Source organism: Acidobacteriota bacterium (genome assembly GCA_028874215.1).
In the GTDB taxonomy this organism is placed as follows: Bacteria; Acidobacteriota; UBA6911; order RPQK01; family JAJDTT01; genus JAJDTT01.
In genome coordinates this window covers 52571-75801 of record JAPPLF010000051.1, presented here as the reverse complement: position 1 = coordinate 75801, position 23231 = coordinate 52571, and the positions used below count along the sequence as shown (strand labels likewise).

The window sequence follows — 23231 nt, the reverse complement described above, 5'->3', positions numbered from 1 at the left end:
GGCCGGGGCAGGTGCTATGATGTGATCGTATCTAACCCCGAAGACTTCAAGGAGAAAACCATGCCACCATTAATCAAATGGAGCCGGAGATCAGGAATTCTGATCGCGATGCCGGTCGGACGCATTGACGGAACCAACTATCTCGAATGCCAAAACATCCTGGAGTCCGGTATCGATCCCGAAGAGGGCGCCCTGATTCTGGATTTTGCACGATTGGGCTACATCAGCAGCGCGGGACTTCGCGTCTGCCTGGTCATTGCCAAGAAGTTCAACGAACCGGGAAAGGCCTTCGGCATCTGCAACCTCTCCAGTTCGATCCGCGACATCGTCACCGTCAGCGGCTTTGATCAGATTATCCCGCTTCACGAATCTCAGGGGGCGGCAATCGAAGCCATCACGGGGGTGACCGGCTTCGAAAGCGACCGGGCGGCAACTCAGGCGGCCAGCACCATCCCAACGAAGCGCTCGGTCAACTTCGATATCGTCGGAGAGAACATCCGGGATATTGCCAATTTCACGATCGAAAAATACGAATACAAGCACGACCGAACCCTCTCCCTCCAGGCACGGGAGGCGGCGATCGCCGGAATTACGAATGCCCTGTGGCGGTTCGTCGAGCGTTTGAGGACCCGGCGCCAAAAGATTCTTGAGGAGATGTTCAGCTCGGCTGAGAAGGCGTTGGACGAGGTCATCGCAAAGACGGACTAACGGCAACGCTGCCGGTCGCGCCGAAGTGATTTGAAACGCCGTGGAACGGCGCTTGCGCCTCCGGATCACGCATCGGGTTTGCGAATTCCCCTGCGCGTGAGAAAGTCCCAGTATCCCGAAAAAGCAGCGTTGACCTCCTCGGACGTCAAGCCGTAGTCCGCCAGATCGTAGCGGTGTTTCGGCTGATTGCGGCGATACTGCGCTTGCTGGAAAAGCCAATCGTCCATGGTGTTCAGGACCGACTGTTTCAATGGCCAGTTGAACCGCTCGTAGATGCTGTGCACCACGGCCAGCGGATCCTCCACCAGATCGACGTAGTTCACGTCCATCCAGCGATGTTCCAGTTCGGGATGGGCTTCCCGGAAATTCACGCCCCTTTCCATCATTCCGCTCATAAATGCCAATAACTCCGGACCGAGGCTTTCCCGCGGCTGCGGATGGACGGATAGTGAGCGGGCCTTTTCCACAAAGCTGCTCCAGGACCCCATGAACTGGCTGGGGCTTCTATGCGTCTGGATGAACAGGGCGTCCGGATAGGTCTCGACCAGGGTCTCCAGCTCCATGAGGTGAAAGGGCATCTTGAACAACCATTGGCCGTGGTGGCCAGGCTGTCGTTGGCGACGCTGCCAATTGTAGTGCTGCATGATATCGGTGGTGGTGGGCATAGGCGTGCCGCGAACCGGTGGCGGCCAGCCACCGGCCGAATTCGGGAATATGAAATCGAACGGTGGAGGTCCATGCGCCGAAGGCCATGTTCAAGATCGGGAAGTCCTCTGCCGGTTCGTCGACGTCGAAGTCGTGAACCCCTTTGAAGACTTCGACCACCCGGGACGATTCGAGCATTTCCTCGACCCGCGCCCGGCGGGGGTCGTCCCCTGTACCCCCGATCGTGGCGTATTCCTCCTTTGACAAGACCGGCTCGGCGTACTCATAACCCCGCAACGACCAGAATCTCGGGTCCCGCGCCATGAGGCGATGCAGGTAGGTGGTGCCGGTTCGGTTGATCCCGACGATGAACACCGGCCGCGTGATCCCCTCCCTTTCGATTTCCGGGTACTGCATCCGTTCCCGGGCAAACGCGGCGTTGTTTCGCAAGAGACGGCCGAAGTCGAAGACCAGCCCAGGAAGCTTGTCCTCCAGCAGTCTGACCTCGGAAGTTCGCACAGCGCGTACCAATTGCTCCAGGTTTCGACACATCCAGGGGGGATACGCCTGATCGAAAGAGACTCCGTTGTCCTCGGCGTAGCGCTCCGCCCGTGAGATCAGGCCGTCGAAGTCCAGGCGGCCCTGTGAAATGGGATGGGGCCATTGCGATTGGTGGTCCATGACCCACTGGTAGGAGTGCCGAAGCTTGGTCATCACCCCCGGCCATTGGATCCGGTGCGGACAGTCCTCCCGGAGCGCACGGTCCGAAATGGGCAACCTGTGCTGCGGTTTGTCCTGGCTGAACCAATACTTCGCAAAATGATCGAGCACCGCCCATTGTCCGTGAAGGGCCGAGTTCTCCATGGCCTGGCAGGCGCGCTTGAACGACTCGTAGGAAACCTGCGGCAAATAGGTCCCGAAATCGGCGAATTCGAGGTCGTAATAATCCAGTTGGGGGTTGCAGCAATGGTAGATGGTGAAACGCCGTTCGGGATTCAAGGAGATGGCCGTGCAGGCCCGGCTCAGCGTATCGACCGCCTCGTGGCCGGATCGAAAGGTGAGCCCTTCCGGTATGGTTTCGGCCTCCAGCGCGGCAGCAAACATCTTCACCGCCAGGTCGTTGGCCCGGACGTAACCGGTACTGGAGATATTGACATGCGGCAGCCGGAATATCGCCAACGGCAATCCGGCCTGCTGCGCAAACAGAAGGACCTGCTCGGATGCCAGCTTGCTCCATGAATAGCCCAAAAACCCAATCGGAAACTCTCGCTTCATCATGTCGAGATCCGGTTGCGCCTGGTGGCCGATGGGGCTGTCTTTGAATTCGCGTGCGAAGGAATAGAAATACTGCGGAAACACGCCCATGGTCGAGGCATGGAACAGGTGCTTGAAGCGCCTGCGCAGACAGAGTTCCATCAAATTGCCGACACTGAGTGTATTGAGTTCCCGGATCGCCATGTATGAGGAAGAGAGATTGATATCGGCTGCAAGATGATAGACGGCGTCGATCCGCCGGCAGTAGCCATCGAAATCCGCTTGGCTCAGACCGAATCGGACTTGGCCCATGTCCCCGGCCACCGCGCGAATCCGTGGAGCGAACGTGTCCTCCCAGAGGTCCGCCTCTTGCAGGGCGGTGCGCAGGCGCTCGAATCCATGCTCCTCACTTTCGGCCCGGACCAGGCAGTGCACGACCAGGCGGAGATTCTGTTGCAGGAGGTCGCGCAGAAAGAACCGGCCGATGAAGCCGGTCGCGCCCGTCAGCAAGACCTCTCGGAAATCGGCCGGGGACACCGGGTCGGCCGGCGGCTCCTGTCTGATCGCGGCGCGGATGGACCGGCGCATGATCTCGACGTCCTTCTGACACTGCGGCGGCAGCGTCCCGACGAGCGGCGGTATTTTGGTGTCGGGCGAGGAGAATTCAGTCACGTCTTGTTCCTCAAGTGGTGTGGATTCCGAACCGGCCTGTCGGCTTCAGCGAGTTGCGAGTTCCGCCAGGAAGCCCGGTTCGACGCCGGGATCCTGCGGGAAGTGGTCTTCGAGCCGGTTGGCGAAAGCCGAGGGCGCACGGCGGACGTGCTGTCCGGCAGCGCGGACGGCATCGTCGCGTCCGGCCGCTGCCGTTCCGGTCTCGTCCTCCTCGACATCGTGCTTTCCATGGATGATGTCCTGGGCCAGCGAGAGAGAGGAGGCGGTGGTCATCAGTTCCAGCGCGCTGACCTGATAGTTGAACTGCATCCGGATGAACGCTCCGAGCTCGGCGACCGAGATGGAGGTCAGGCCGAAGCTGGACAACGTTTCTTCCGGGCCGCCCTCGTCGTGGCCGCACAATTCGGCCACCTTGCCCGCGATCTGCGTCACGACGGTGTCGAGCGTCAGTTGGCCGCCCACATCCACCGAGAATGCGTCCGGGTTGCTGAGCAACCGTCCGGTGCGCATGTAGTCGGGCGAGTCGACCGTCATTGGCGGACGGGAGAAGACGGCGGTGATGAGGTGATCCCGGTCTGCCGTACTGCGCATGGCGTAGTCCAGATTGCTGACTGAGAAATCGGCGCTGACCGGCGGCATGCCCGACGACCGCGTGAGGCGAAGGACTTGCAGATTGCGCGAAGCCATGCCCGCCTCGGCGACCGCGGCCAGGTTGTAGCTGAGCGCGGGCCGCCCTTCGCGGCGGCGGAAGGCGGCCAAGCTGTCCAGGAACCCATTGGCGGCGCTATAGTTGATCTGTCCCGGGTTGCCGAAGGTCGAGGCGACGGAGGAGAACAGCACGAAGTGGTCCAGGGGGCAGTCGGCTGTCGCGTTGTGGAGATTGAGGGCGCCGCGCGCTTTCGGCGCGAATACCTTGGCCAGCGACTCAGGCGTCAGGTCGGCCAACAGGCAGTCGTCCAACGCGCCCGCGAGGTGGAACACGCCCTTGAGCGGTCGATCCAACTCGTCCACACACCGCCGGACGTCCGCCTCGCGGGCGACGTTTCCCGGGACGATTTCGATCTCCATCTCCTCGGTGAGGTACCACAAGGCGCTGGTCTTCCGGACCCAGTCGGCGGTGCGCCGGCGACGCGGGTCGCGGTCCATAAGAGTGACGTGGCGTGCTCCGGCGGCCGCCAGATACGGCAGCAACAGCCGGCCGAATCCGCCAAGCGCGCCTGAGACCAGATAGGTTGCTTCCGGGTCGAGATACGGGCGCAGATCGACGATGGGGAAACGTTCCGCACCGGGCTCCGGCGGAGCTTTCAGAACCAGTTTTCCCGTGTGCCGGCCGGTGGTCATCAGGCGTAGCGCCTGGGCATAGTCGCCATATTCGAAGCACGTGACCGGCAAGGGCGGCACGGCCCCCTGATCCAGCAGATTCACGCACTCCTGGGAAAGCTCGCGCGCCAACTCCGGGTCGTCGTTCATCAGGCGGTCGATGTCGATGGCCGCGAAGCGCAGGTTCTTGCGGAAGACGCTCAGGCTGAGGGCGTTGTCGGCATAGATGTCCACCTTGCCGATCTCGCAGTGCCATCCACCCGGCCGCAAAGCCTCCAGGCAGAGGGCGATATGACGTCCCGACAGGGAATTCAGGACCACGTCCACTCCCTCACCGGCAGTGGCCTCCATGACCCCTTCGTACCAGTCGAAACTGTGGGAATCGAATGCCGCCCGCACGCCCATCCCGCGCAGTTGTTCGCGTTTGCCCTCGCTTCCGGCCGTGGCGTAGATCTCCGCCCCCGCGTGCTTCGCCAGGGCGATCGCCGCCTGGCCGACGCCGCCCATGGCGGAGTGGATCAGCACGCGCCGGCCCTTTCGCAGGCGTGCGAGATACACCAGGGAATAGTAGGCGGTGACGTAGACCGAAAGCACCGAAGCGGCCTCCTCCATGCTCAGAGACGGAGGTTTGACGAATACCAGGTAGTCCTTGACCACGGCTCGATTGGTGATGCAGCCGCCCTGGGTAAAGGCCACGGCATCGCCGACGCTGCAGGTGCGCACGGCGGGGCCGACGCGGCGAACGACACCGCTCGCCTCAATCCCCACCGAGCGCCCCAGGGCCGATCGCTCGTAGGAGAGTGCCGGAAGCAACCCCAGCGTCACCATGACGTCGCGGAAGTTGAGCGCCGCCGCCACGTCGACCTCCACATCGTACCGCCCCAGCGGGACGGGTTCACAGGTCTTCATCTGCAGACCGCCGATCTGGCCTGGATTGTCCAGGGTCAGCCGGTAGGTCGAATTCTCGCCTGCCGGCACCAGAGGAGACCGCTCCCGAACGTGGATCAGGCGCGGCGCCCACACCCGGTTGCCGCGTACCGCCAGCTCCCGCTCGCGCAGGTCGCACTCGCCGAGCCAGGCCAGCGTCTTCAGATCCTCGGCGGCGCCCAGATCCACCAGCCGAAAATCGATGGCGGCTTCCGCGCCCACGTCCGCGGCGATCTCCTGGCTGATGCTGCGAAACGCTCCCCACACGGCGCCTGCACGCGGTTCCGTCACGTCCAATACGGCGCGGCGGGTCACCACGGTCAGGCGGCAGGGGCGGCGAGCGTGCTCCACGCGGAAGGGGATCACCGCCTTGACGAAGGAGACCAGGCGCGTCACCAACTGTTGTCCGGTCGGGTCTTCCGGATCGGCGCCGCAGATGATGTCGATCGCTTCCAGGTCGGCCGCTCCAGGCCGGTCGGCGAGGGCGCCGACGCGGCCGGCCTCCAATTCCGAGTAGGAAATGGGGACCGCCTGAGACGCATCGAGGAAACCCAACCACTCGGCCGCCAGGCTGTCCGGTTCGCCGATGACCCAACGCGGCCCGGCGAGCCGGCGCGGTTCGGGCGGGTTTGCGTCCAGCTCCGGCGCCTGCAGCAGAGTCGTCCTCCGGCCGGCCCGCACCGTGGTCCAGCCGGCGTCCGGCTCAATCGATGATCCATTGCCGTGGACCACCAGCGCCAAGCCGCCGGGGACCGCCAAACGGCGCAGCAGGCGCCATTGTTCCGGTCCGAACGTGGCAGCGTCATCATGGAGCATCAGGAGCTCGGCGGCATGCGGCCGTATCAGGCCGGCGTCCAACTCCGGCGCCTTCTCTGATGCGAGATCGAGGCGGGCGAAGCGCACGGCGGAATCCTGGCCATGAAACGCGTCGTAGTGGGCATGGACCTGCTCCTGTGTGGCGCCCACCAGCCAGTACTCGGTTTGAGCGTTGCCGCCGGCCATGTAGTCGAGACATTGATTGAGGATGGCCTGCTCCGGGGTCCGCCCGCCCGCGACCTCCATGACGTGACAAGCACGGGGGGAGCCGGCAGGCTGCTCCAGGGCGGCGATCACCGCCGCGGCCTCGATCTCGCCGCCCGGCGGGACGTTCAACAAAGACTGCGCTTCTTCCACGAACTTGGGCTGCCACGAGACCACGTGCTTGCTGCGGGGCAGGTCATTCCAGCGCGGGTTGGAGTTGAACGAGACGTACGCGTCGATACACGCAACCAGGCCGCCGGTGTCTCCGTCGTAGAATCGGATGCTGCCCCCGGATCGCTCGCCGCGCCGTTCCGTGAACTGCCCCAGTTCGTTCACGTCCGCCCAGTCTTTCTCCTTCTTCACATAACAGGTCAAACGCGGACCGGTCGGCGGACGCAGGAACGTCACTCCTTGAGCGCGCCGCGGCATGGCGAAGATGTCCGTCGCGCGGAGCAAATGATAGAGAAAGATTTGAAGTCCTCCGTCGAGCAGCGCCGGGTTCGCGACATACCCTTCCTGGCGGCCGGTCGTCCATAACTGCTCATCCATTTCGACGTCGAACAGGTAGTCGGCCGAATTGCCTTCCCACAGAACACGTTTGATGTTCCGGAAGTACGGACCGTACTGGAATGTCTCGCCGAGGCTGGCGTCGATGCGCTCGTAGAAATCGCTCTCGCCCACGAAGTAGTAGGGCTCGAAACCGGTCGTATCGATATCCGCCAGGCGCAACGGAACGTTCACCGGGAACTCGCTGTCCACCAAACGTAACTTTCCGCGGGAGTGCATTTCACTTTGCGCGTCGATTTCGTAGGAACGGGACGAGATGGTGAAGGTGAATTCGTCCGGCGCATTGGCCACCGGAAGGAGTTCCGTGTGCAGCCGAACCGGCGTCTTGCCGATGGGACACGGCTGCAGGAATTCCAGTGTTTCCACGTGCAACGGATGCCCACCGAACGCCTGCAGGAGCAGTTCGATGTAGCCGGCTGCCGGCATGATCGAAGCATGGTGCACCCGATGCTCCGCCAACCAGGGAAAGTCCCGCTCCGAGAGCCGGGCTTCGAACAGTAGATGTTCGCACGGGACCCGATGGCCGATCAGTGGACCGTGGGCATACTCGCCCAGATCGAGGAACATTTCATCGTCGCTCATCTCGTCGGATGCCCCCTGATCGTCGCGGGGATACCCTGGCAGCAGGTGGGCGATCGGCTCGGGGCGAGGGAATTGGACGGCGAAGTCCAGGTCCACGCCGGCCCGGAACAGGGCTCCGAGAGCTTCCTGAAATCCGAGGCAGACGTCGGTGTCGCGAATCAGCGTCGGAATGCAGGCCGGCCCCTCGGCATTGCCTTCCAGGCACTGCACGATGGTGGGCTGCAAGGCGCTGTGCGGTGCGATTTCCAGAAAGACATCGGGCCGGTGATTCCGCACCATGGTCTCCATCGCCGCCGAGAACCTTACGGGCCGCCGTATGTTCGACCACCAGTAGTCGTTGTCCAGCTTCTTCGTCTCGACGCCGGTCACTGAGGAAACCATGGGCAGGTCAGAGTCGAACGCGCAGTCGTTCAGGAAGGTCAGAGCCGAGAGTGCGTTCTCGTGGATCGGCTCCATGGCACTGGAATGAAAGGCGATGTTGCCCGGAATCAGGCGATTCTGCAGGTGGCGGCGGTCCAACTCTTCCATGATGGGGCGCAAAATGGCCTCCTTGCCGCAGATGACCGTGCTGGCCGGTGCGTTCTCGCAAGCGATCTCGACGTGCGCCGCCCCACCTGCCCCGGGCTGCAAGGCCACACGCAAGGTCTCGAGCAGTTCCTCGACGCCCGGCCGATCCAGGCCGATGGCCAGCATGCGGCCCGACCCGGCCGTGCGCTGCTGCAACCTGGCGCGATGGAACACGAGGCGCGTCGCCTCCGCCAAAGACAGCGCCCCACAGGCATAGGCCGCAGCCACCTCGCCGGAGCTGTGTCCGGCCACACAGTCGGGGTAGACGCCCCAGGTCTTGAACAGTTCCACCAACGCGCACTGAAGCATGAATATGGCGGGCTGGGCCAACTGGACTTCGTTGAGTGCTTCTTGCGGAGCGGAGAAACAGGCGTCGCGCAACGAGATATCGGAGTGTTCCCGCCAGTGTTCCTCGATGGCATCGATGACGCGGCGAAAAACAGGGTCGGACTCGTACAGCGCGCGGCCGCAACCCGCCCACTGTGTTCCCTGACCGGAGAACACCATGGCGATTCGGCGCTCTCCGTCGTCGACCGTGCTGATGGGAACGGGATCACTCTCAAAGCCCTTCAATGCCTCGATCAATTCCTTCCGGGTGCGTGCCGCAAATGAGGTTCGCGCGGCAAAATGGGTGCGGCGGCGGCTGAGATTGCCTGCCAAGGTATACAGGTCCATCTCCCGATCGTCGAGCGCTTCCCGCAGCTTGCGCGCGCTCTGTTTCAGCGCCCCCGGCGTCCGCGCCGACAGGGGGATCATGAATCCTGCTTCCCGCGCCAGCGGCACCGACCAGATGGGACGGTGCTCGGGCCGGTATTCCCGGACCACGCAGTGCCCGTTGGAACCGCCGAAACCGAACGAGTTGATACCGACCACCACCGGGTGGTCGGGGAACGGCTCGCAGCCGGTCTGCACCTGCATCGGACAACTTTCGAAGTCGATCTCCGGATTCGGAACCAGGTAGTTTTTCGACACCGGCGCGAAGGTCCGGCGCCGCATCATCAACACGACCTTGAGCAGGGCGCACGTGAAAGCCGCCGCTTCCATGTGCCCCACGTTGCTCTTCACGCTTGCAACCCGCAGGGGCGCCGTGCGCCCGCCGCCGAACGCTTCGCCGATGGCGTTGCCTTCGATGCGGTCGCCCACCACGGTGCCGGTGGCGTGGGCTTCGATATAGTCGAAGTCCTGCGGTGCGCGGCCGGCCCGGGCGCACGCCGTGCGCATCAACTCCACCTGCGCATGCCGGGTGGGTGCGGTGATGTACCGCCCCGCCGCCATTCCGACGGCGCCATCGGCCGCGCCGGCCGCATTGATCGCTGTCGACTCCACCACGGCGTGGATGGGGTCCCCGTCCCGTTCGGCCGCCGCCAAGGGTTTGACGGCGAAGACGAACGCGCCTTCCGAGCGCATGTATCCGTTGGCTTCCGCGTCGAAGGAGTGGCATCTCCCGTCCGGACTGATGACGCCCAAGGCATTGAACCCGGTGCTGAGGCGAGCGGACCCCAGGTAGTTGGCCGACCCGACGAAGGCTTGTTCGCAGTCGCCGGAGCGGAGCGCGTTCAACGCCGTGTGCAATGCGGTCAAGCTGGCGGAGCAAGCGGTGCAACAAGCGAGCGACGGCCCCATCAGGTTGAAGTGATAGGAGATCCGGTTGGCCAGCATGGCCACGCTGATGCTGGCGATGGAGAACTCGGTTGCACCGAGCGGCCTGCGCCAGTTGGAGGTGGCCGGCACCTGTGCGCCGACGAACACGCCGGTGCGGCTGTTGTGCAACGACTGCAAGTCCCATCCCGCTTGCTCGCAGGTCTCCCAGGTGCACGTCAACAGCATCCGCACGTGCGGGTCGGCGGACAGCATTTCGTGGTGCGACATTCCGAAAAGGCTGCGATCGAAGAGCTTCTCCCCTTCCTCGCGGATCAGCCCTTCGTATGCGCTGGCAAACCGGCCCGGCCCGGAGAACTCTCCGATGGGCCGGTAGCCCCTTCCGTAACGTTCGGTGATCGGTTCCCGAACGATCTCGCGTTCGCTGAGCAAGCTCCAGAAGTCGTCGTCGGTCCGGATTCCACCCGGCATGCGGTAGGCGTAACCGACGATCGCAACGGCGTCTTCGCGACTATGGGAACTCATGTTTCTCTCCGGTCATCGTCTCGCGACTTCAATCACTGAGGGAAATGGCTCAAGGATCTGAGCGGGAGTCCGACCCGGCGCGACGGCCCGACCGCGTCACCTGGAAAACAGGAGAATACCGCCGGTTTGGCGACGGCGATAAGAACACATCGAAATGCAATCCCCTTCAATCGTTACGAGCAAACCACTCCCATGATACCGATGCTCGCCTCGTCCTCACAACAAACCCTCCCAGGTTGCACCGCCGATACCAGCACGATTGGGCGCGGCACACTTGCCTCAATTCTCAGAAAAGATTAACTTAAGTTGAACTTTTTGACGAGAGCACTCCGATGCATGAGGTTCTAAACGCCAAGCAGCTCCGGGAGAAATTGAAGGAGGTCGTCGAGAGGGTGAGACATGGGGACAAGTTTACCGTTCTGTACCGGAGCCGCCCGGCATTCGATATCGTCCCGGTAGGCACTCCCTCTGTCGAAAGCGTGCCCTTGGAATCGGATTCCCTTTACCGGGCCGCGCCCGTCGGATCTTCGGGCTCGGGAGACGCCGCCGTGAAGCACGACGACTTGTTGTATCGATGAAGTCCATCTTCGTGGATACGGCCGCATGGATTGCTGCCGCTGACAGTGCCGATATCTCAGGCCCGTCCGTGCGGGAAGCTCGGGATCGATGGCTTTCGGAGGGCGGCATCCTGGTGACGACCGACTACGTGGTCGACGAGACGCTGACCACGATCCGGTTCCGCCTCGGCCTCGACGCCGCGGAAGCCTGGTGGCGGCAGATAGAAGGGTCGACCCGGCGTCGCATCGAGTCGGTCGGTGAAGCACGAAGAGAGCGCGCACGATCGCTGTTTTTCGGCTACCGTGACAAGGACTTCTCCTTCACCAACTGCTGCAGCTTCGTGGTCATGCGAGAACTGCGAATTCGGAGGGTCCTGACGTTGGACCATCACTTCCGGCGGATGGGCTTTGAGGTCGTTCCTTGATTCGCCCGAAATTCCCAGCCGTTGGCCTGTCCAACGCTATTGATGGTCCCGGCGGCAGTCGTGCGCCGTTGAAGATCTTCCGGTCATTTCAATGCCGCCGGAACCCTTCCGTGCGGGCGTTCCTTTGACGTGGCTGGAACAGAAGATACATGATCGAAGAAGCGGAACAGGAGGCAGAATCCAATGGAAGCTCTCAAAAGGATCATCGGCATCTATCTGATCGCGGTTGCGGTCATCGTTGCGGTCCATACGATCATCGAGCCGCTGTATTACACCTCCACCGAAGCCCATCCCTACACACCGAACTGGAGCTACATCAACCCGCTGATGGCGATTGCCGTCGCGCTGAGCCTGATATTGAGCTACGGCTGCAAGCGGCGGGCCGACGCCGAGGGCGACGATGCTCCCGTCACTCGCTACTATCTGGCAGCCAACACACTATTCTACGGATTCATCTTCGTAGGAATCCTGTTCTTCTGGAACTGGTTCAACTACGTGAGCCCCGGCTTTACCGCGGTGGGAGACGACACCGTCACGCTGGTCTGGGGCTTCATCGACGCAGCACTGCCCCCGCTCCTGGGCGCGATGGGCATGTGTCTGCTACGGTGCGACAAGTAAGCTGGCGGCCGGCGTCATGCTGAACCAGGAATGAGGGTTGTCGCGCCGGTTCTCCATTGTGATTGAACGGGTCTTGCACGGGCGCGCGGCAGGACGCACCACACCGTCACCGATTGGCCGAACCTCGAGCCGGCGCCGCGTGAAGCTGGAGTCCCAGCGTTTGGACGACCTTGAGCACGGTGGAGAATCTCGGATTGCCGTCAGGAGATAGCGCCTTGTAAAGACTCTCCCGCCCCAGACCCGCGTTTCGGGCGATTGTGGTCATTCCCTTGGCCCGCGCGATGTCGCCCAATACAGCAAATATCAACCCAGGATCGCCATCTTCGAGCGCCGCTTCCAAATATGCGGCCATGTCCTCTTCGGTCTCGAGATGTTCGGCCGCATCCCATGGACGGGTCTTTATCGTTGCCATGACTATCTCTCCCCTATAGTTGATGCGCCAAGGCGTACGCCTTCCTTATATCTCGTTCCTGGGTCGTCTTTTCGCCGCCTGCCAGCAGGATCACCACTGTCCGTTCCCGCCGTACAAAATACACGCGGTAACCTGGGCCGTAGTGAACTCGCAGTTCCGAAACACCCTTCCCAACTGGCCTCACGTCGCCGGGATTTCCCAGCGAAAGCCGCCTGATTCGGGCGTCGATGCGAGCTCGAGCCCGCCGATCCGATAGCCTCTCAAACCATCGAGCGTAGGCTTCGGTTTGTCGAATCTCGAACACTGGACCATTGTATCCCACAGGATACAGATGTGGCAAGCCTGCCGTTGGATTTCTCGCGCGAAGCGATGTGCCTTCGGGCTTGAGGAAGCATCTGCCTTGCCCTCACAACAAACGGCAGAAGGTCCGCCGGGTAAGTTGTTCAACGACGAAGGCCAGCACCCAATTCTTCCCGTCCGCCAAGGCGTTCTTCCCAAGGGACCCTTGGCATACACGTGGGGTCTCAATAAAAGATCCCTCATTCACCAACTCAATGGCTACAGCGTGGTGGACCGTCTTCGCCACCGCTCGGCAGTCTGGGGAGAAGAGCTTTAGTGGTCTTGGTGGAGAAACGACCGAAGAAGATGCAGTTGATGGCGATCGATCAGACGAACGTTCCTTGCAAGCACACGGGTCACATCGCCAAGCGACTGCTGGAGCGTTTCGGTCATCGAGGCGGCTCCGGCGTCCATCGATTTCCTGACCGTGGTCATGTCCGAATCCAGCGCCGCGCGGACATCCTGCTGACTCTGGGCCATGCTTTCGGCCGCGTTCTTCAAGGTGCGGTTCAGGTCCGTGACGATCGATGCCATCTCGTCGAATTGAGATCCGGTCCGTTCCTGCATGGCGTCGGCGAATCGTCCGAGCACCCGCTCGATCATCTGGCTGGCATCGGTCGATCGATCCTGGCGGAGTCCCTCAACCGTTTCCACGAGTCGCGCAAGCGGCGGCGTCAGACGACCGGCGATCTTCTCCTCCAGGGCCTGTGCCATGGAGAAAATCAACTCAGTGCTGAAGCGTTCATTATTTCGTGGGGAAGGGAATAGCCTCTCTCCGGCGCTAAAGAGTTGGCCGTCCTTTTGGTTCAGGTACGGATTGATAGTGAAGGATTCCTGGGGAAACATCCACTCAACAGCAAAGGCAACCCGTTACCGGACAGGCAATTCCGATTTAGAACCGGTCTTCTCAGCGCCGAACAGTCAGCGCCGGGACCCGGTGTGGGATGCCAAAGAGACGGTGGTGTCGGGAGTCGCGGCGGCGACCGTGCCGTAGAGGGGACAGCGCGCCTTCCAGAGCGCCGTCAGCACTTCGGCGTCGTCGTCGCTCACCCCCCACATTTCGATCCGGACCCGGACCGAATCGTAGAGGGTCAATTCACCGGGTTCCTGATCGGGGTCGCGGTAGGCCTCCACCGAGACGTCCATCCACTCCAGCGGGGTCTCGTCGGCCGCGGCGATTCGCTCCACCATGTTGACGGCGCAGGCGGCGACGCCGGAGAAGAAGAGTTCGCCGGCTCCCACCTCTTCCCCGCCCAGGTCGTCGGCCACGAAATGGTGGCTCCGGGCGCTGCAGATGGCCCGGCCCAGGGTTCCGGTGCTGTAGCTTCTGGCTTTGTACGCGAGCTTCAACTCTCCCATGTTCGTTTCCCCCTGATCGGACTCGTGAAATCTTTTGGATTCAGGCGTTCAGCAGCTTGTTCACCACGTTGCCGCCCACGTCCGTCAGCCGGAAGTCGCGGCCCATGTGATGGTAGGTGAGGCGGGTGTGATCCAGTCCCAGGCAGTGCAGGAGCGTGGCCTGGAGATCGTGGACATGCACCGGGTCCTCCACCGGATACAGGCCCAGCTCGTCGGATCGGCCCACCACCTGTCCGCCGCGGATGCCGCCGCCGGCCATCCACATGCTGAAGCAGGTGGGATGGTGGTCGCGTCCCGGATCTCCGCCGTGGATCTCCGGCTCTCCCATGGGCGTGCGGCCGAACTCGCCGCCCCACAACACCAGGGTGTCCTCCAGCAGTCCCCGCTGTTTCAGATCCTTCAGGAGCGCGGCCGTGGGCTGGTCCGTATCGTGGCAATAGTCCCTCAGCCTCTTGTCGATCTGGTGGTGGAAGTCCCAGTTGGCGTGGTTGAGCATGACGAACCGGACCCCCCGCTCCACCAGCCTTCGGGCCAGGAGGCAGTTGACCGCGTACGACTTGGCCCGCTTGCCTTCCCGGTTGACGCCGTACTCCTCCAGCAGCTTCGGAGACTCCTGTGAGAAATCCAGCAGTTCCGGGGCCGCCATCTGCATCCGGAAGGCCAGTTCGTACGAGGCGATGCGGGCGCCGATCTCGGCGTCGCCGGTTTCCCGGAACCGTTTCTCATTCAGGAGCCGGAGCGCATCCAGGTGGACTCGCTGAATGCTGGAATTGACGCCGGGCGGATCCGACAGGTAGAGGATGGGATCCCCGGTGCTCATGAACGGGGTCCCCTGGTAGATGGAAGGCAGGAAGCCGTTGGACCAGTTGTTCTCACCCGCGCTGGGCCGGCTGCCCGTGCTCAACACCACGTAGCCCGGAAGATCCTGCGACTCGCTTCCCAGGCCGTAGGTCACCCATGATCCCATGGTGGGATGCCCCAGGATGCTGGTGCCCGCGTTGAGGAGCAGCTCGCCCGGGTCGTGGTTCACCGCGTCGGTCTGCATGGTGCGAATCAGGCAGATGTCGTCAGCGTGGGCCCCCGTATAGGGAAGGTAGTCGGAAAACTCGGTGCCGCATTGCCCATGGGCCTTGAATTCCCGGGGGCTGCCCATGAGGGTGGCCGTGGGCTTCAGGAAAGCCTGCTTCAGGTTTTTTCTCAGGGAAACGGGCAACTGCTGTCCGTGCCACTTCTTCAGGGCCGGTTTGGGGTCAAAGAGATCGACCTGACTGGGTCCTCCCGACATGTAGAGGAAAATCACGTGCTTGGCCGTAGCCGGGAAATGAGGTCCCTTGGGCTCCAGGGGATTCGTTATTCCGTTCCCATTGGGCACGGCCGCGGTCAGTCCTTCGCTGGCCATGAGGTGGGCCAAGGCGAGGGATCCGAAGCCGGCCGCCGTCCGCTCCAGGAACAGGCGCCGATTTGACAGAGGTCCAAAGTGGTCAGGGCTCATGGGACTACTCCCGCGTGATGAACTCGTCCAGGTTCAAGAGGATCCGGCTGGCGCCGACCCAGGAGGCCGCCTCCGACGGAGCGATTCCGGGAATCTCCACGGGAAGGGTCAACTGCGCCAATTCCTGTTCCTGCTCCAGAATCTCCGATTGGCGGCGCATGGCCGTCTCCATCCACTCCAGTTCGTCAGGCGCCGGCGGCCGGGCGAGACAGATCCGGAAAGCGTGCTCAAGGCGTTCCCGGGGGTCGGCGGGTCCTTCCGCGAGAATCCGGACCGCCAGCGCCTGGGCGGCTTCGAAGAAAACCTCGTCGTTGAGCAGATTCAGAGCCTGCAGAGGAGAGTTGGACCGGCCCCGGCGGCAAACGGCATCATAACCGCCCGGCATGTCGAAATTGGCCAGAAAGGGGTACGGGAACATGCGTTGGTACTGGATGTAGAGACCGCGGCGATACCGGTCCTGACCCTCGCTCGCCACCCACTTTCTCCGTTGCATTTTTCCCCCGGGTTGGGGAGGTCGAACGCTCTTCCCCCCAACGGAGGGATTCAACAGCCCGCTCACCGCCAATGCCGAATCGCGGATCAACTCCGCCGGCAACCGCATCCGCGTCTGCCGAGCCAGCAGGACGTTGTCCGGGTCGCTGGACTGCAGTTCCGGCCGGACCGCAGAGGATTGACGATAGGCGGCGGACATCACCATGGTCTTGATGGCGTCCTTCATGCTCCAGCCGTTCTCGCGGAATTCGCTGGCCAGCCAGTCCAGAAGTTGGGGATGAGACGGTTCTTCTCCCTGGAGCCCGAAATTCTCCGTGGTGAAGACGAGGCCGCGTCCGAACAGCTCCTGCCACAGGCGGTTGACCGTCACTCTCGCCGTGAGGGGATTCTCTGGACTGACGATCCAATCGGCCAGACGCTTCCTGGGAGGAGACGAATCGTCCACCTCCGGGTGCAGAAATCCGGGCACGCCCGGCTCCACGGGATCCCCCATGCGGTTGAACTCGCCACGGACGTGAATATGGGTGGAACGGCCGTCCGCCTCGGTGGCGATGGTCTGTGCCTGGCTCAGAGCCGGGAACCCGGCCTCCAACTCTTTGAGCTTCTTCAGCAGCTCCCCAAACTTGAGCTTTTCCTCGTAGACCTTCTTGGGCACCACTTGACTGGAGTACCGGACGAAATGCTCGGTGAGGATCTTGGATTCCTTCTCACTCCGTTCCGACGGGTCCTTCCGGAGGATCTTCTCCCCCATCCCGTACACGGGGTGCATGTCGCCGACCCGGACCGTCCCCACCGCCTTGTCCCAGTTCTGCCACCGGCCCGGATTGGCCATGGCCTCCATCAGCTTGGCCTCCCACGCCGGCTGGAGTTCGGGCACCCGGTATTCGGCCAACAACTCGGCTCGCTTTTTCCGATAGGAGGCCACCTCCCGCAAGTAGGGCCCTATTTCCCCCGGCAAAGGAGCGTCGATGTTCACCTCCTCCGCGTCATTGAAGAAGGAGAAAAGCCGGTAGTAGTCCTTCTGGCTCAAGGGATCGTACTTGTGATCGTGGCACTGGGCGCAGCCCACCGTGAGTCCCAGCCAGACCGTCCCCACCGTGTTGATCCGGTTGATCACCTGCTCGAAGCGGAACTGCACCATGTTGGTCCCGCCCTCGCGGTTGCTGGGGGTATTGCGGTGGAACCCGGTGGCCACCCTGGCCTCGATTCCGCCGTCCGGGAGCAGGTCTCCGGCGATCTGCTCCACGGTGAACCGATCGAAGGGCATATCCCGGTTCAGGGCCTGGATGACCCAGTGCCGATAGCGCCAGGCGTGGCGCCGGAAATCGTCCTGGCGGTAGCCGTCGCTGTCGGAATACCGGGCCAGATCCAACCAGTGGCGGGCCCACTTCTCCCCAAAGTGGGACGACTCCAGAAGGCGGTCCACGGCATTCTCGTAGGCGCTATCGGTCACCTCATCAAGAAACGCATCCACCTCGGCCAGCGTGGGGGGGAGCCCGGTCAGATCCAGGCTGAGACGCCTGATGAGAGTCGACTTGTCCGCTTCGGGAGAAGGCCCGACCCCCTCGGCCTCCAATTTGGCCAGAACGAACCGATCCACCGGGTTCCGGACCCAGGACGCCTCCTTCACCGCAGGCGGAACGGGGCGGATGAGGGACCGGAAAGCCCAGTGCGAAGACTCGGTTCGCGCCTTTTCAGGACCCGCGTCCGCGTCGAGCTCCGGCCAGCGGGCGCCCTGGTCGATCCAGGCGCGCAGGAGCCCGACCTCATCTGAAGAGAGCCCCTTCCCGCCAGGCGGCATGACCTGATCCGGGATCACACCGGCGACGAGTTGGATGAGCCGGCTTCGAGAGCTGTCCCCGGGCCGAATCACGGCGCCCGACTCTCCTCCCCGCAACGCGTCTTCGGCCCGGTCGAGCCGCAGGCCCTTCATCTGCTGCTGCGGGCCGTGACAGAGGTAGCAGCGGCTCTCCAGCAACGGCGCCACGTCCCTCGAGAAATCGACGGTCTTCCCGGCCGGCGGCGGCAGGTCGGACGACTCCTCCGGCAGCGGTGCGGCCAAGCCGGCCGACAACAGGCAAATGGTCAGGCTTACGAGGTTGAAAGGCTTCAAGAGATTCTTCCCGGACTGGGCTAGTTCCTACATGGAATCAGCGTCAAAAGTCAACCGCGGCAAGGCCTTCATGGCGTCATTGGAACCGGATCGAATAGAGGTCGCCGTCCCGGACCAGCATACGTAGGCGCACGGCCTGGCCGGCCAGATGGGACAGATCCGAGCCCCGGTCCCAGGTGACGACCTGCTCGATGCTGTTGCCGAAATGCTCCACCGCCTGCATCAGGCCGTATCCCGGCAACGGATTGCCGTCTTCGTCCTGAATCTCCACCCGCACGCTTCCCGCCGCCGACGTGGCGTAGTTCATGACCAGGTTCTTGCCCTGGAAGATCAGGGGCCGGGTCACCAGTTCCCCGCCCCCGTAGGTGGCGTTGACGGAGACGAAACCGTCGGCGCGCAGGACTCCCCGGCGCAGATTGATGCTGGGGAGCCGAAAGTGCCTCAGCACATAGACCGACATCTCATCGGGCCCGGTCGGCACCAGGCCGGCCGCCACGTAGTTGCTCCGGTCGGTCCAGTCGAGGGGATCCGACCCGGGGCGGACGAAGGCCTCCAGGTAACGCCGGTCCCAGTTCGCGCCGTCGCGGCTGAACATGAAGACCGAGTCGGAGAGGCCGATTCCACGAAGGGAGTCGTATTTCTCCGGCAGCCCGGAGTTCCGGTACTTCAACAGTCTCTTGGGAAAAGCCACGTAGATGTGCGGCGCCCTGAAATAGGGCGTCGCGGAGAAGGTGTAGAGCTGATCCGGCGGAGCTTCTCCCATGTCGATCCAATCGGGGTAGCTCCAGTTGGCAAAATCTTCGGACGTCGCTACCCGGACGCTCCGGGTCCTTTCGCCGAGTCCCGGCGACAGGTACATGTCCCGAATATAGGCCTGGTAGCGCTCCCGTCCGGCGTCCCAGAAGATCACGTTGTGGCTGTCGAAGCCGTTGATCATGGGGACCGTGGACATGCCGTGCTTCATGTAGGGCTCGCTGCCCTTGGCCTTCCAGTGGATTCCGTCGGCGGATACGAGGAGGTAGAGCCCGCGGTTGATGCCCCCCACTCCCTTGTATTGTTCCTCCGGCGCCACCTGGGGATTGCTGTCCCGAAAGGCGAAGAAATTGCTGGTGGGGCTCCCCCAGTCCCCTGGGGGTCCGGTGAGGATGATGTTGTTCTCCTTGCTCCCTTCGAATTCGATGAGGCCCAGCTTGGGCCGGGTCCAATTCGTGCCGTCGCGGCTCTCGGCGTAACACGTGTTCATGGGCCACCCCTTGCCGCTGGCCGGCATGTCCCCGGCCCGCACGCACCGGTAGTACATGCGGTAGAGGTCCCCGTCCTTGAAGACGGTGATGTAGTGATTGCCGGGCCCTTCCCAGGGAGCGTCGAACTTGAGCACCGGATCGGTGAGCCGGGGCCGGTGCATGCGCAGGGAGAGGCCGCCGCTCATGCTTTCGATCAGGTAATCGTCGACGAAGGGTTCCAGGCGGGAGCCGATTTCGATGGGTTCGGTCGTCGACTTGTGGGCGCTGCCGGCCAGCGCCGCCGTTGAACCGAACACGAGAGCGGCGAAAATGATGAATATCGGTCTTTTCCTCATATATTTCCTCCAGACTGGAGCATTCTCGCAGATCCGGGTGTCCTCAGTCGGGATGTCACCATGAATGTTGCTGGTATGGTGAGTTGGTGTTATTGTGTGACGGTGTTAAATCACCGGTTCGAGAAAACGGAGACCGAGTCATGCCCCGCCTGACCATCAGCCTGACCGACCGCACCCACCGCGCGTTGAAGGAAGCCGCCGCGCGCCAACACCGATCCATGGGTTCAATCATTGAAGAAAGCCTCGTACTTCGAGGTCTTCAGACTTATGACACCGCCAGGGAGATCGTCGCCAAGGCGCGGGCTCATTCCAGACTGAATGATGAGGACGCGATGGCCGTGGCCGTGAAGGAGACTCAACTCCACCGCGAAGGACGATAGAGCGACCGGCGCATGCTGCCGGGCGCTGGGGGGAACAACGGATCCGATGACCCGGCACCTCTTCGTCGTGGACACCAACGTCATCGTGTCCGGGCTTATCGTTGCCGACGCGATCAGCCCCCCCGCACGCATCCTGGACGCCATGTTGGATGGAGATCTTCTGTATCTGATGTCCAGCGATCTGCTGGCGGAATACTCAGCCGGTTTGCGGCGTCCCCGAATCGCCCGATTGCACGGCCGAGCAGACGACGAGTTGGACCGGCTGCTCACCGAATTGACGGCAAACGCCGTCTGGCGCCACCCTTCCTCCGGTCCTCCCGCTCCAGAATCCGGCGGCGACCATTTGTGGGCATTGCTCTCTTCCTGGCCGGGTAGCCGGCTCGTTACCGGTGACCGGCTGTTGCTTGAGAACCCTCCGGCCACCGCCGTCGTCGCAACTCCTCGTCAAGTGGTGGACAGCTTCCTCGCGACAAGGGAGTAAAATGTTTCGCCATCGGGTGGTGCCTGCCGGCAACCCGGAGGTTTGACAGAATTCATGCGGGTAATTACTGTAATTACCATTCCCAACGACTCGCGGGAGGTCACGAAATTGAGCAGGAAAGCGGTCGCCAGAGAGGTGAAACTGATCGCCATCGGCAACTCCCAGGGCATCCGCCTTCCGAAGATACTGTTGCGAAAATATGGCTGGAGCGGCTCGCTCGTCCTGGAGGAGAGGGAGGACCGCATCGTGCTGCACGGCAAGGAAGGGGATCAGTTGTCCTGGGAGGACACCTATCGCGCCATGGCCCGCGAAAACGAAGTTTGGAGCGACCTGGACTCGACCGTCGCCGACGGTCTGGATTGATGGCGAGCTTTCCCAGGCGATACGCTATCTTCTTCGCTGATCTCAATCCCACATCAGGTGGCGGGATCCGCAAGGTGCGGCCCGTCGTGGTGGTCAGTCAGAATCAGATGAATCAGTTTCTGGATACGATTATCGTGTGTCCTCTGACTTCCACCCTGCATCCCCAGTGGCGGAGCCGCCTCCAGATTCAATGTGCGGGAAAGAGGGCTGAGATTGCAGTCGACCAGATTCGCGCCATCAGCAAGCAACGACTGGGGAACAAGCTTGACCGGCTGTCCGCCGACGGGGCGGCCCGGCTCCGGCGTATGATCACCGAGATGTACGGAGAGTAGAGGTTCAATATGACAACGGACGTATCAGCGGCAGGCGCGGCGCCACTCGCCGGATCTCGCAGAAGTGCCTGGTTGTTGAACTACCTCCAAAGACGGTTGCAAGACAGCGCCATCGGGTTCGAGATGACGGCGCTTGACGGAAATACCCGCCGTTTCGGCGCCGGCCCCGCCAGCTTCAGGGTGAATATCACGCATCCGTCGGCGCTGAAGGCGATCGCCTCACTCGACGAGGGGACCATTGCACGGGCCTATGTGGACGGCTGGTTCGACGTCGACGGCGATTTCATCAAGATCTTCGACCTCCGTGAACAATTGCACGACCGGCACCCGTTCCATCGGCTCTGGCGGTTCGCCGCACCCCTGTTGATGGGGCAGATCGCGGTCAACAAGTCGTCCATCAGGCGGCACTACGAACGGGATGCGGAGTTCTTCCTGACCTTTCTGGACGAGAGTTTCCATTGCTACACCCAGGGCGTCTTCCTGTCGCCGGATGAGGATCTGGAGGTGGCGTTTCGCCGCAAGATGGATCACGTCGTCGAAGAGTGCCGGCTGGCTCCCGGGAGCCGGGTGCTGGAGGTCGGCCCCGGCTGGGGCGCATTCGCGGCGTACGCGGCGCGTCAGGGGATCGAGGTGACGGGCGTCACGATTTCCACGAAGTCGCTCGAATTCATGGATCGGCTCACCGCCCGGGAGGGTCTGCCCATCACCACCCTGCTGCGCGACTTCCTGGAGTTCGAGCCGGAGAAACAATTCGACGCCGTCGTGGTGCTGGGAATCATGGAGCATATGCCCGACTACCCGCGGGTCTTGGCGCGTCTTGACCGGGTGCTGAAGCCGGGTGGCCGGGTCTTTATCGATGCCGGCGCCTGTGACCGGAAGTACGAGATGTCGTCGTTCATTTCTCAGCAGATCTACCCGGGAAACAATTCGTTTCTCATACTCCACGATTTCTTGAAGTCGATGACCTCTTTCCCGTTCGATTTGAAGGGCGTCTGGGACGACCGGATCAGCTACTACCGGACTTGCGTCGGCTGGGCCGAGCGCCTTGACTCCAACCGGGACTTCATCGTCGAAAATTTTGGCGAGGCCGAATACCGGCGTTTTCGACTCTACCTGTGGGGATCGGCGCACTGCTTCCTGCGCAACCGGTTGCAGTGCTACCGGCTGGTGCTGGAAAAACACGCGTCCTGACGCCGTCTTGGGGGATTCGCAGGATCAAGCGACCAGGACGTCTGTCCGGGAAAAGTCCGCGCCTTTGAAAAGCAGCGGCTCGCCGCTCAACTCGGCGAGCGCATAGGCGAAGCAGTCTCCGAAATTCAACCCCGCCGGATGATTGCCCTTGCCGAAACGGCGCCAAGCCCGGCGAGCCGCGTCGGCATGTTCACGCGTTACCGGCACCAACTCGATTTCGGCTCTGGTCAGAAGCCGGTCGAGTTCGTGTCCGGCCGTCGTCCCGCCCCTGCTCTCGACGACAATCGCCGCCTCCAGCAATCCGACCGCCGACATGCGGCGGGGCCAAGCCGAGGCGATCGCTTGCTCATACCGGCGAGCGTCGGGTTCACCGAACAAAACGGCCAGAATTGCGGAAGTATCGATGATCATTTGGGCAAGCCTCTATCATCGTAGAGCAGCTCACCATGATCCGTAGCCGAGGGTCCCGCCGCAATTAAACGAGAGCAGCGTTGTCCGATGGCGTGAAGTTCTCGAGCCAGGGTCTCGGAACTGTGCCGGTGGTTTTCCCTGTCGAGCCGCTCGCGCAGCGCAATAGTGATTGCCCCCGTCATGGTTTCGCCGGTCAGGCGGGCAAGTTTGCGGGCCAATCGGCAGGTTTCCTCGTTCTTGATGTTGAGACCCATGGAACTCCCTTTGATAGAAGATGGTAGAAAACCGCTAAATGTTTCTA

General features: G+C 62.5%; 21 protein-coding genes. 9 read left to right on the top strand and 12 right to left on the bottom strand.

What is annotated here, in order from left to right; genetic code table 11:
• The first annotated feature begins 60 nt into the window (after positions 1–60).
• A complete protein-coding gene (locus OXT71_10085) occupies positions 61–708 on the top strand; it encodes an STAS domain-containing protein (GenBank protein ID MDE2926734.1) in 648 nt (215 codons plus the stop codon).
• A 65-nt stretch (positions 709–773) separates the two neighbouring features.
• On the opposite strand, the gene OXT71_10080 is transcribed toward OXT71_10085, so the two are convergent.
• Genes OXT71_10080 through OXT71_10070 form a run of 3 tightly spaced genes read right to left on the bottom strand, consistent with a single transcriptional unit; the run spans position 774 to position 10386 of the window.
• Positions 774–1286 carry a sulfotransferase gene (locus OXT71_10080; protein MDE2926733.1) on the bottom strand — a complete coding sequence of 171 codons (513 nt, stop codon included), beginning with the start codon at positions 1284–1286 and terminating at the stop codon, positions 774–776.
• Complete coding sequence (locus OXT71_10075) at positions 1213–3279, bottom strand: SDR family oxidoreductase (GenBank protein ID MDE2926732.1); 2067 nt, start codon at positions 3277–3279, stop codon at positions 1213–1215. Before OXT71_10075 ends, OXT71_10080 begins: the two co-directional genes overlap by 74 nt.
• A gap of 45 nt (positions 3280–3324) precedes the next feature.
• The gene (locus tag OXT71_10070) at positions 3325–10386 is read right to left on the bottom strand and encodes an acyltransferase domain-containing protein (GenBank protein MDE2926731.1); all 7062 of its coding nucleotides are present in this window, start codon (positions 10384–10386) and stop codon (positions 3325–3327) included.
• Between the two features lie 332 nt (positions 10387–10718).
• Between OXT71_10070 and OXT71_10065 the strand changes: the two genes are divergently transcribed.
• The 3 genes from OXT71_10065 (at position 10719) to OXT71_10055 (ending at position 11986) form a co-directional block, all read left to right on the top strand.
• Entirely contained in the window at positions 10719–10964 is a 246-nt protein-coding gene (locus OXT71_10065) for a type II toxin-antitoxin system prevent-host-death family antitoxin (GenBank protein ID MDE2926730.1), read from the top strand.
• Entirely contained in the window at positions 10961–11368 is a 408-nt protein-coding gene (locus tag OXT71_10060; GenBank protein ID MDE2926729.1) for a PIN domain-containing protein, read from the top strand. Before OXT71_10065 ends, OXT71_10060 begins: the two co-directional genes overlap by 4 nt.
• Before the next feature lie 183 nt (positions 11369–11551).
• Complete coding sequence (locus OXT71_10055) at positions 11552–11986, top strand: hypothetical protein (GenBank protein ID MDE2926728.1); 435 nt, start codon at positions 11552–11554, stop codon at positions 11984–11986.
• Positions 11987–12092: 106 nt separating this feature from the next.
• On the opposite strand, the gene OXT71_10050 is transcribed toward OXT71_10055, so the two are convergent.
• The 7 genes from OXT71_10050 to OXT71_10020 all read right to left on the bottom strand — a co-directional run bounded on the left by OXT71_10050 (position 12093) and on the right by OXT71_10020 (position 19772).
• Complete coding sequence (locus OXT71_10050; GenBank protein ID MDE2926727.1) at positions 12093–12398, bottom strand: putative addiction module antidote protein; 306 nt, start codon at positions 12396–12398, stop codon at positions 12093–12095.
• Between the two features lie 13 nt (positions 12399–12411).
• The gene (locus OXT71_10045) at positions 12412–12702 is read right to left on the bottom strand and encodes a type II toxin-antitoxin system RelE/ParE family toxin (GenBank protein MDE2926726.1); all 291 of its coding nucleotides are present in this window, start codon (positions 12700–12702) and stop codon (positions 12412–12414) included.
• 308 nt (positions 12703–13010) lie between these two features.
• Positions 13011–13583 carry a hypothetical protein gene (locus tag OXT71_10040; GenBank protein ID MDE2926725.1) on the bottom strand — a complete coding sequence of 191 codons (573 nt, stop codon included), beginning with the start codon at positions 13581–13583 and terminating at the stop codon, positions 13011–13013.
• A 75-nt stretch (positions 13584–13658) separates the two neighbouring features.
• Positions 13659–14096 carry an OsmC family protein gene (locus OXT71_10035; protein MDE2926724.1) on the bottom strand — a complete coding sequence of 146 codons (438 nt, stop codon included), beginning with the start codon at positions 14094–14096 and terminating at the stop codon, positions 13659–13661.
• 40 nt (positions 14097–14136) lie between these two features.
• Positions 14137–15588, bottom strand: coding sequence for a DUF1501 domain-containing protein (locus tag OXT71_10030; GenBank protein ID MDE2926723.1), 1452 nt, complete (start codon positions 15586–15588; stop codon positions 14137–14139).
• 4 nt (positions 15589–15592) lie between these two features.
• On the bottom strand, positions 15593–18193 hold the full coding sequence (locus tag OXT71_10025) for a PSD1 and planctomycete cytochrome C domain-containing protein (protein MDE2926722.1): 2601 nt from the start codon (positions 18191–18193) through the stop codon (positions 15593–15595).
• A 76-nt stretch (positions 18194–18269) separates the two neighbouring features.
• Positions 18270–19772 (bottom strand): hypothetical protein, encoded by a 1503-nt coding sequence (locus OXT71_10020; protein MDE2926721.1) that lies wholly within the window; start codon positions 19770–19772, stop codon positions 18270–18272.
• Between the two features lie 140 nt (positions 19773–19912).
• Between OXT71_10020 and OXT71_10015 the strand changes: the two genes are divergently transcribed.
• From OXT71_10015 to OXT71_09995, 5 genes are all read left to right on the top strand, one after another.
• Positions 19913–20152 (top strand): CopG family transcriptional regulator, encoded by a 240-nt coding sequence (locus OXT71_10015; GenBank protein MDE2926720.1) that lies wholly within the window; start codon positions 19913–19915, stop codon positions 20150–20152.
• 46 nt (positions 20153–20198) lie between these two features.
• A complete protein-coding gene (locus tag OXT71_10010; protein ID MDE2926719.1) occupies positions 20199–20633 on the top strand; it encodes a PIN domain-containing protein in 435 nt (144 codons plus the stop codon).
• Between the two features lie 108 nt (positions 20634–20741).
• A complete protein-coding gene (locus OXT71_10005) occupies positions 20742–20996 on the top strand; it encodes an AbrB/MazE/SpoVT family DNA-binding domain-containing protein (protein ID MDE2926718.1) in 255 nt (84 codons plus the stop codon).
• Complete coding sequence (locus OXT71_10000; protein MDE2926717.1) at positions 20996–21328, top strand: type II toxin-antitoxin system PemK/MazF family toxin; 333 nt, start codon at positions 20996–20998, stop codon at positions 21326–21328. Before OXT71_10005 ends, OXT71_10000 begins: the two co-directional genes overlap by 1 nt.
• 72 nt (positions 21329–21400) lie before the next feature.
• Positions 21401–22519 (top strand): class I SAM-dependent methyltransferase, encoded by a 1119-nt coding sequence (locus tag OXT71_09995; GenBank protein ID MDE2926716.1) that lies wholly within the window; start codon positions 21401–21403, stop codon positions 22517–22519.
• 24 nt (positions 22520–22543) lie between these two features.
• Here the strand turns inward: OXT71_09995 and OXT71_09990 are convergent, their stop codons facing one another.
• Together OXT71_09990 and OXT71_09985 are read right to left on the bottom strand one after the other, a co-directional pair.
• The gene (locus tag OXT71_09990; GenBank protein ID MDE2926715.1) at positions 22544–22930 is read right to left on the bottom strand and encodes a type II toxin-antitoxin system VapC family toxin; all 387 of its coding nucleotides are present in this window, start codon (positions 22928–22930) and stop codon (positions 22544–22546) included.
• Positions 22927–23184, bottom strand: coding sequence for a type II toxin-antitoxin system VapB family antitoxin (locus OXT71_09985; GenBank protein ID MDE2926714.1), 258 nt, complete (start codon positions 23182–23184; stop codon positions 22927–22929). The genes OXT71_09990 and OXT71_09985 overlap by 4 nt, the downstream gene beginning before the upstream one ends.
• Positions 23185–23231: the final 47 nt, after the last annotated feature.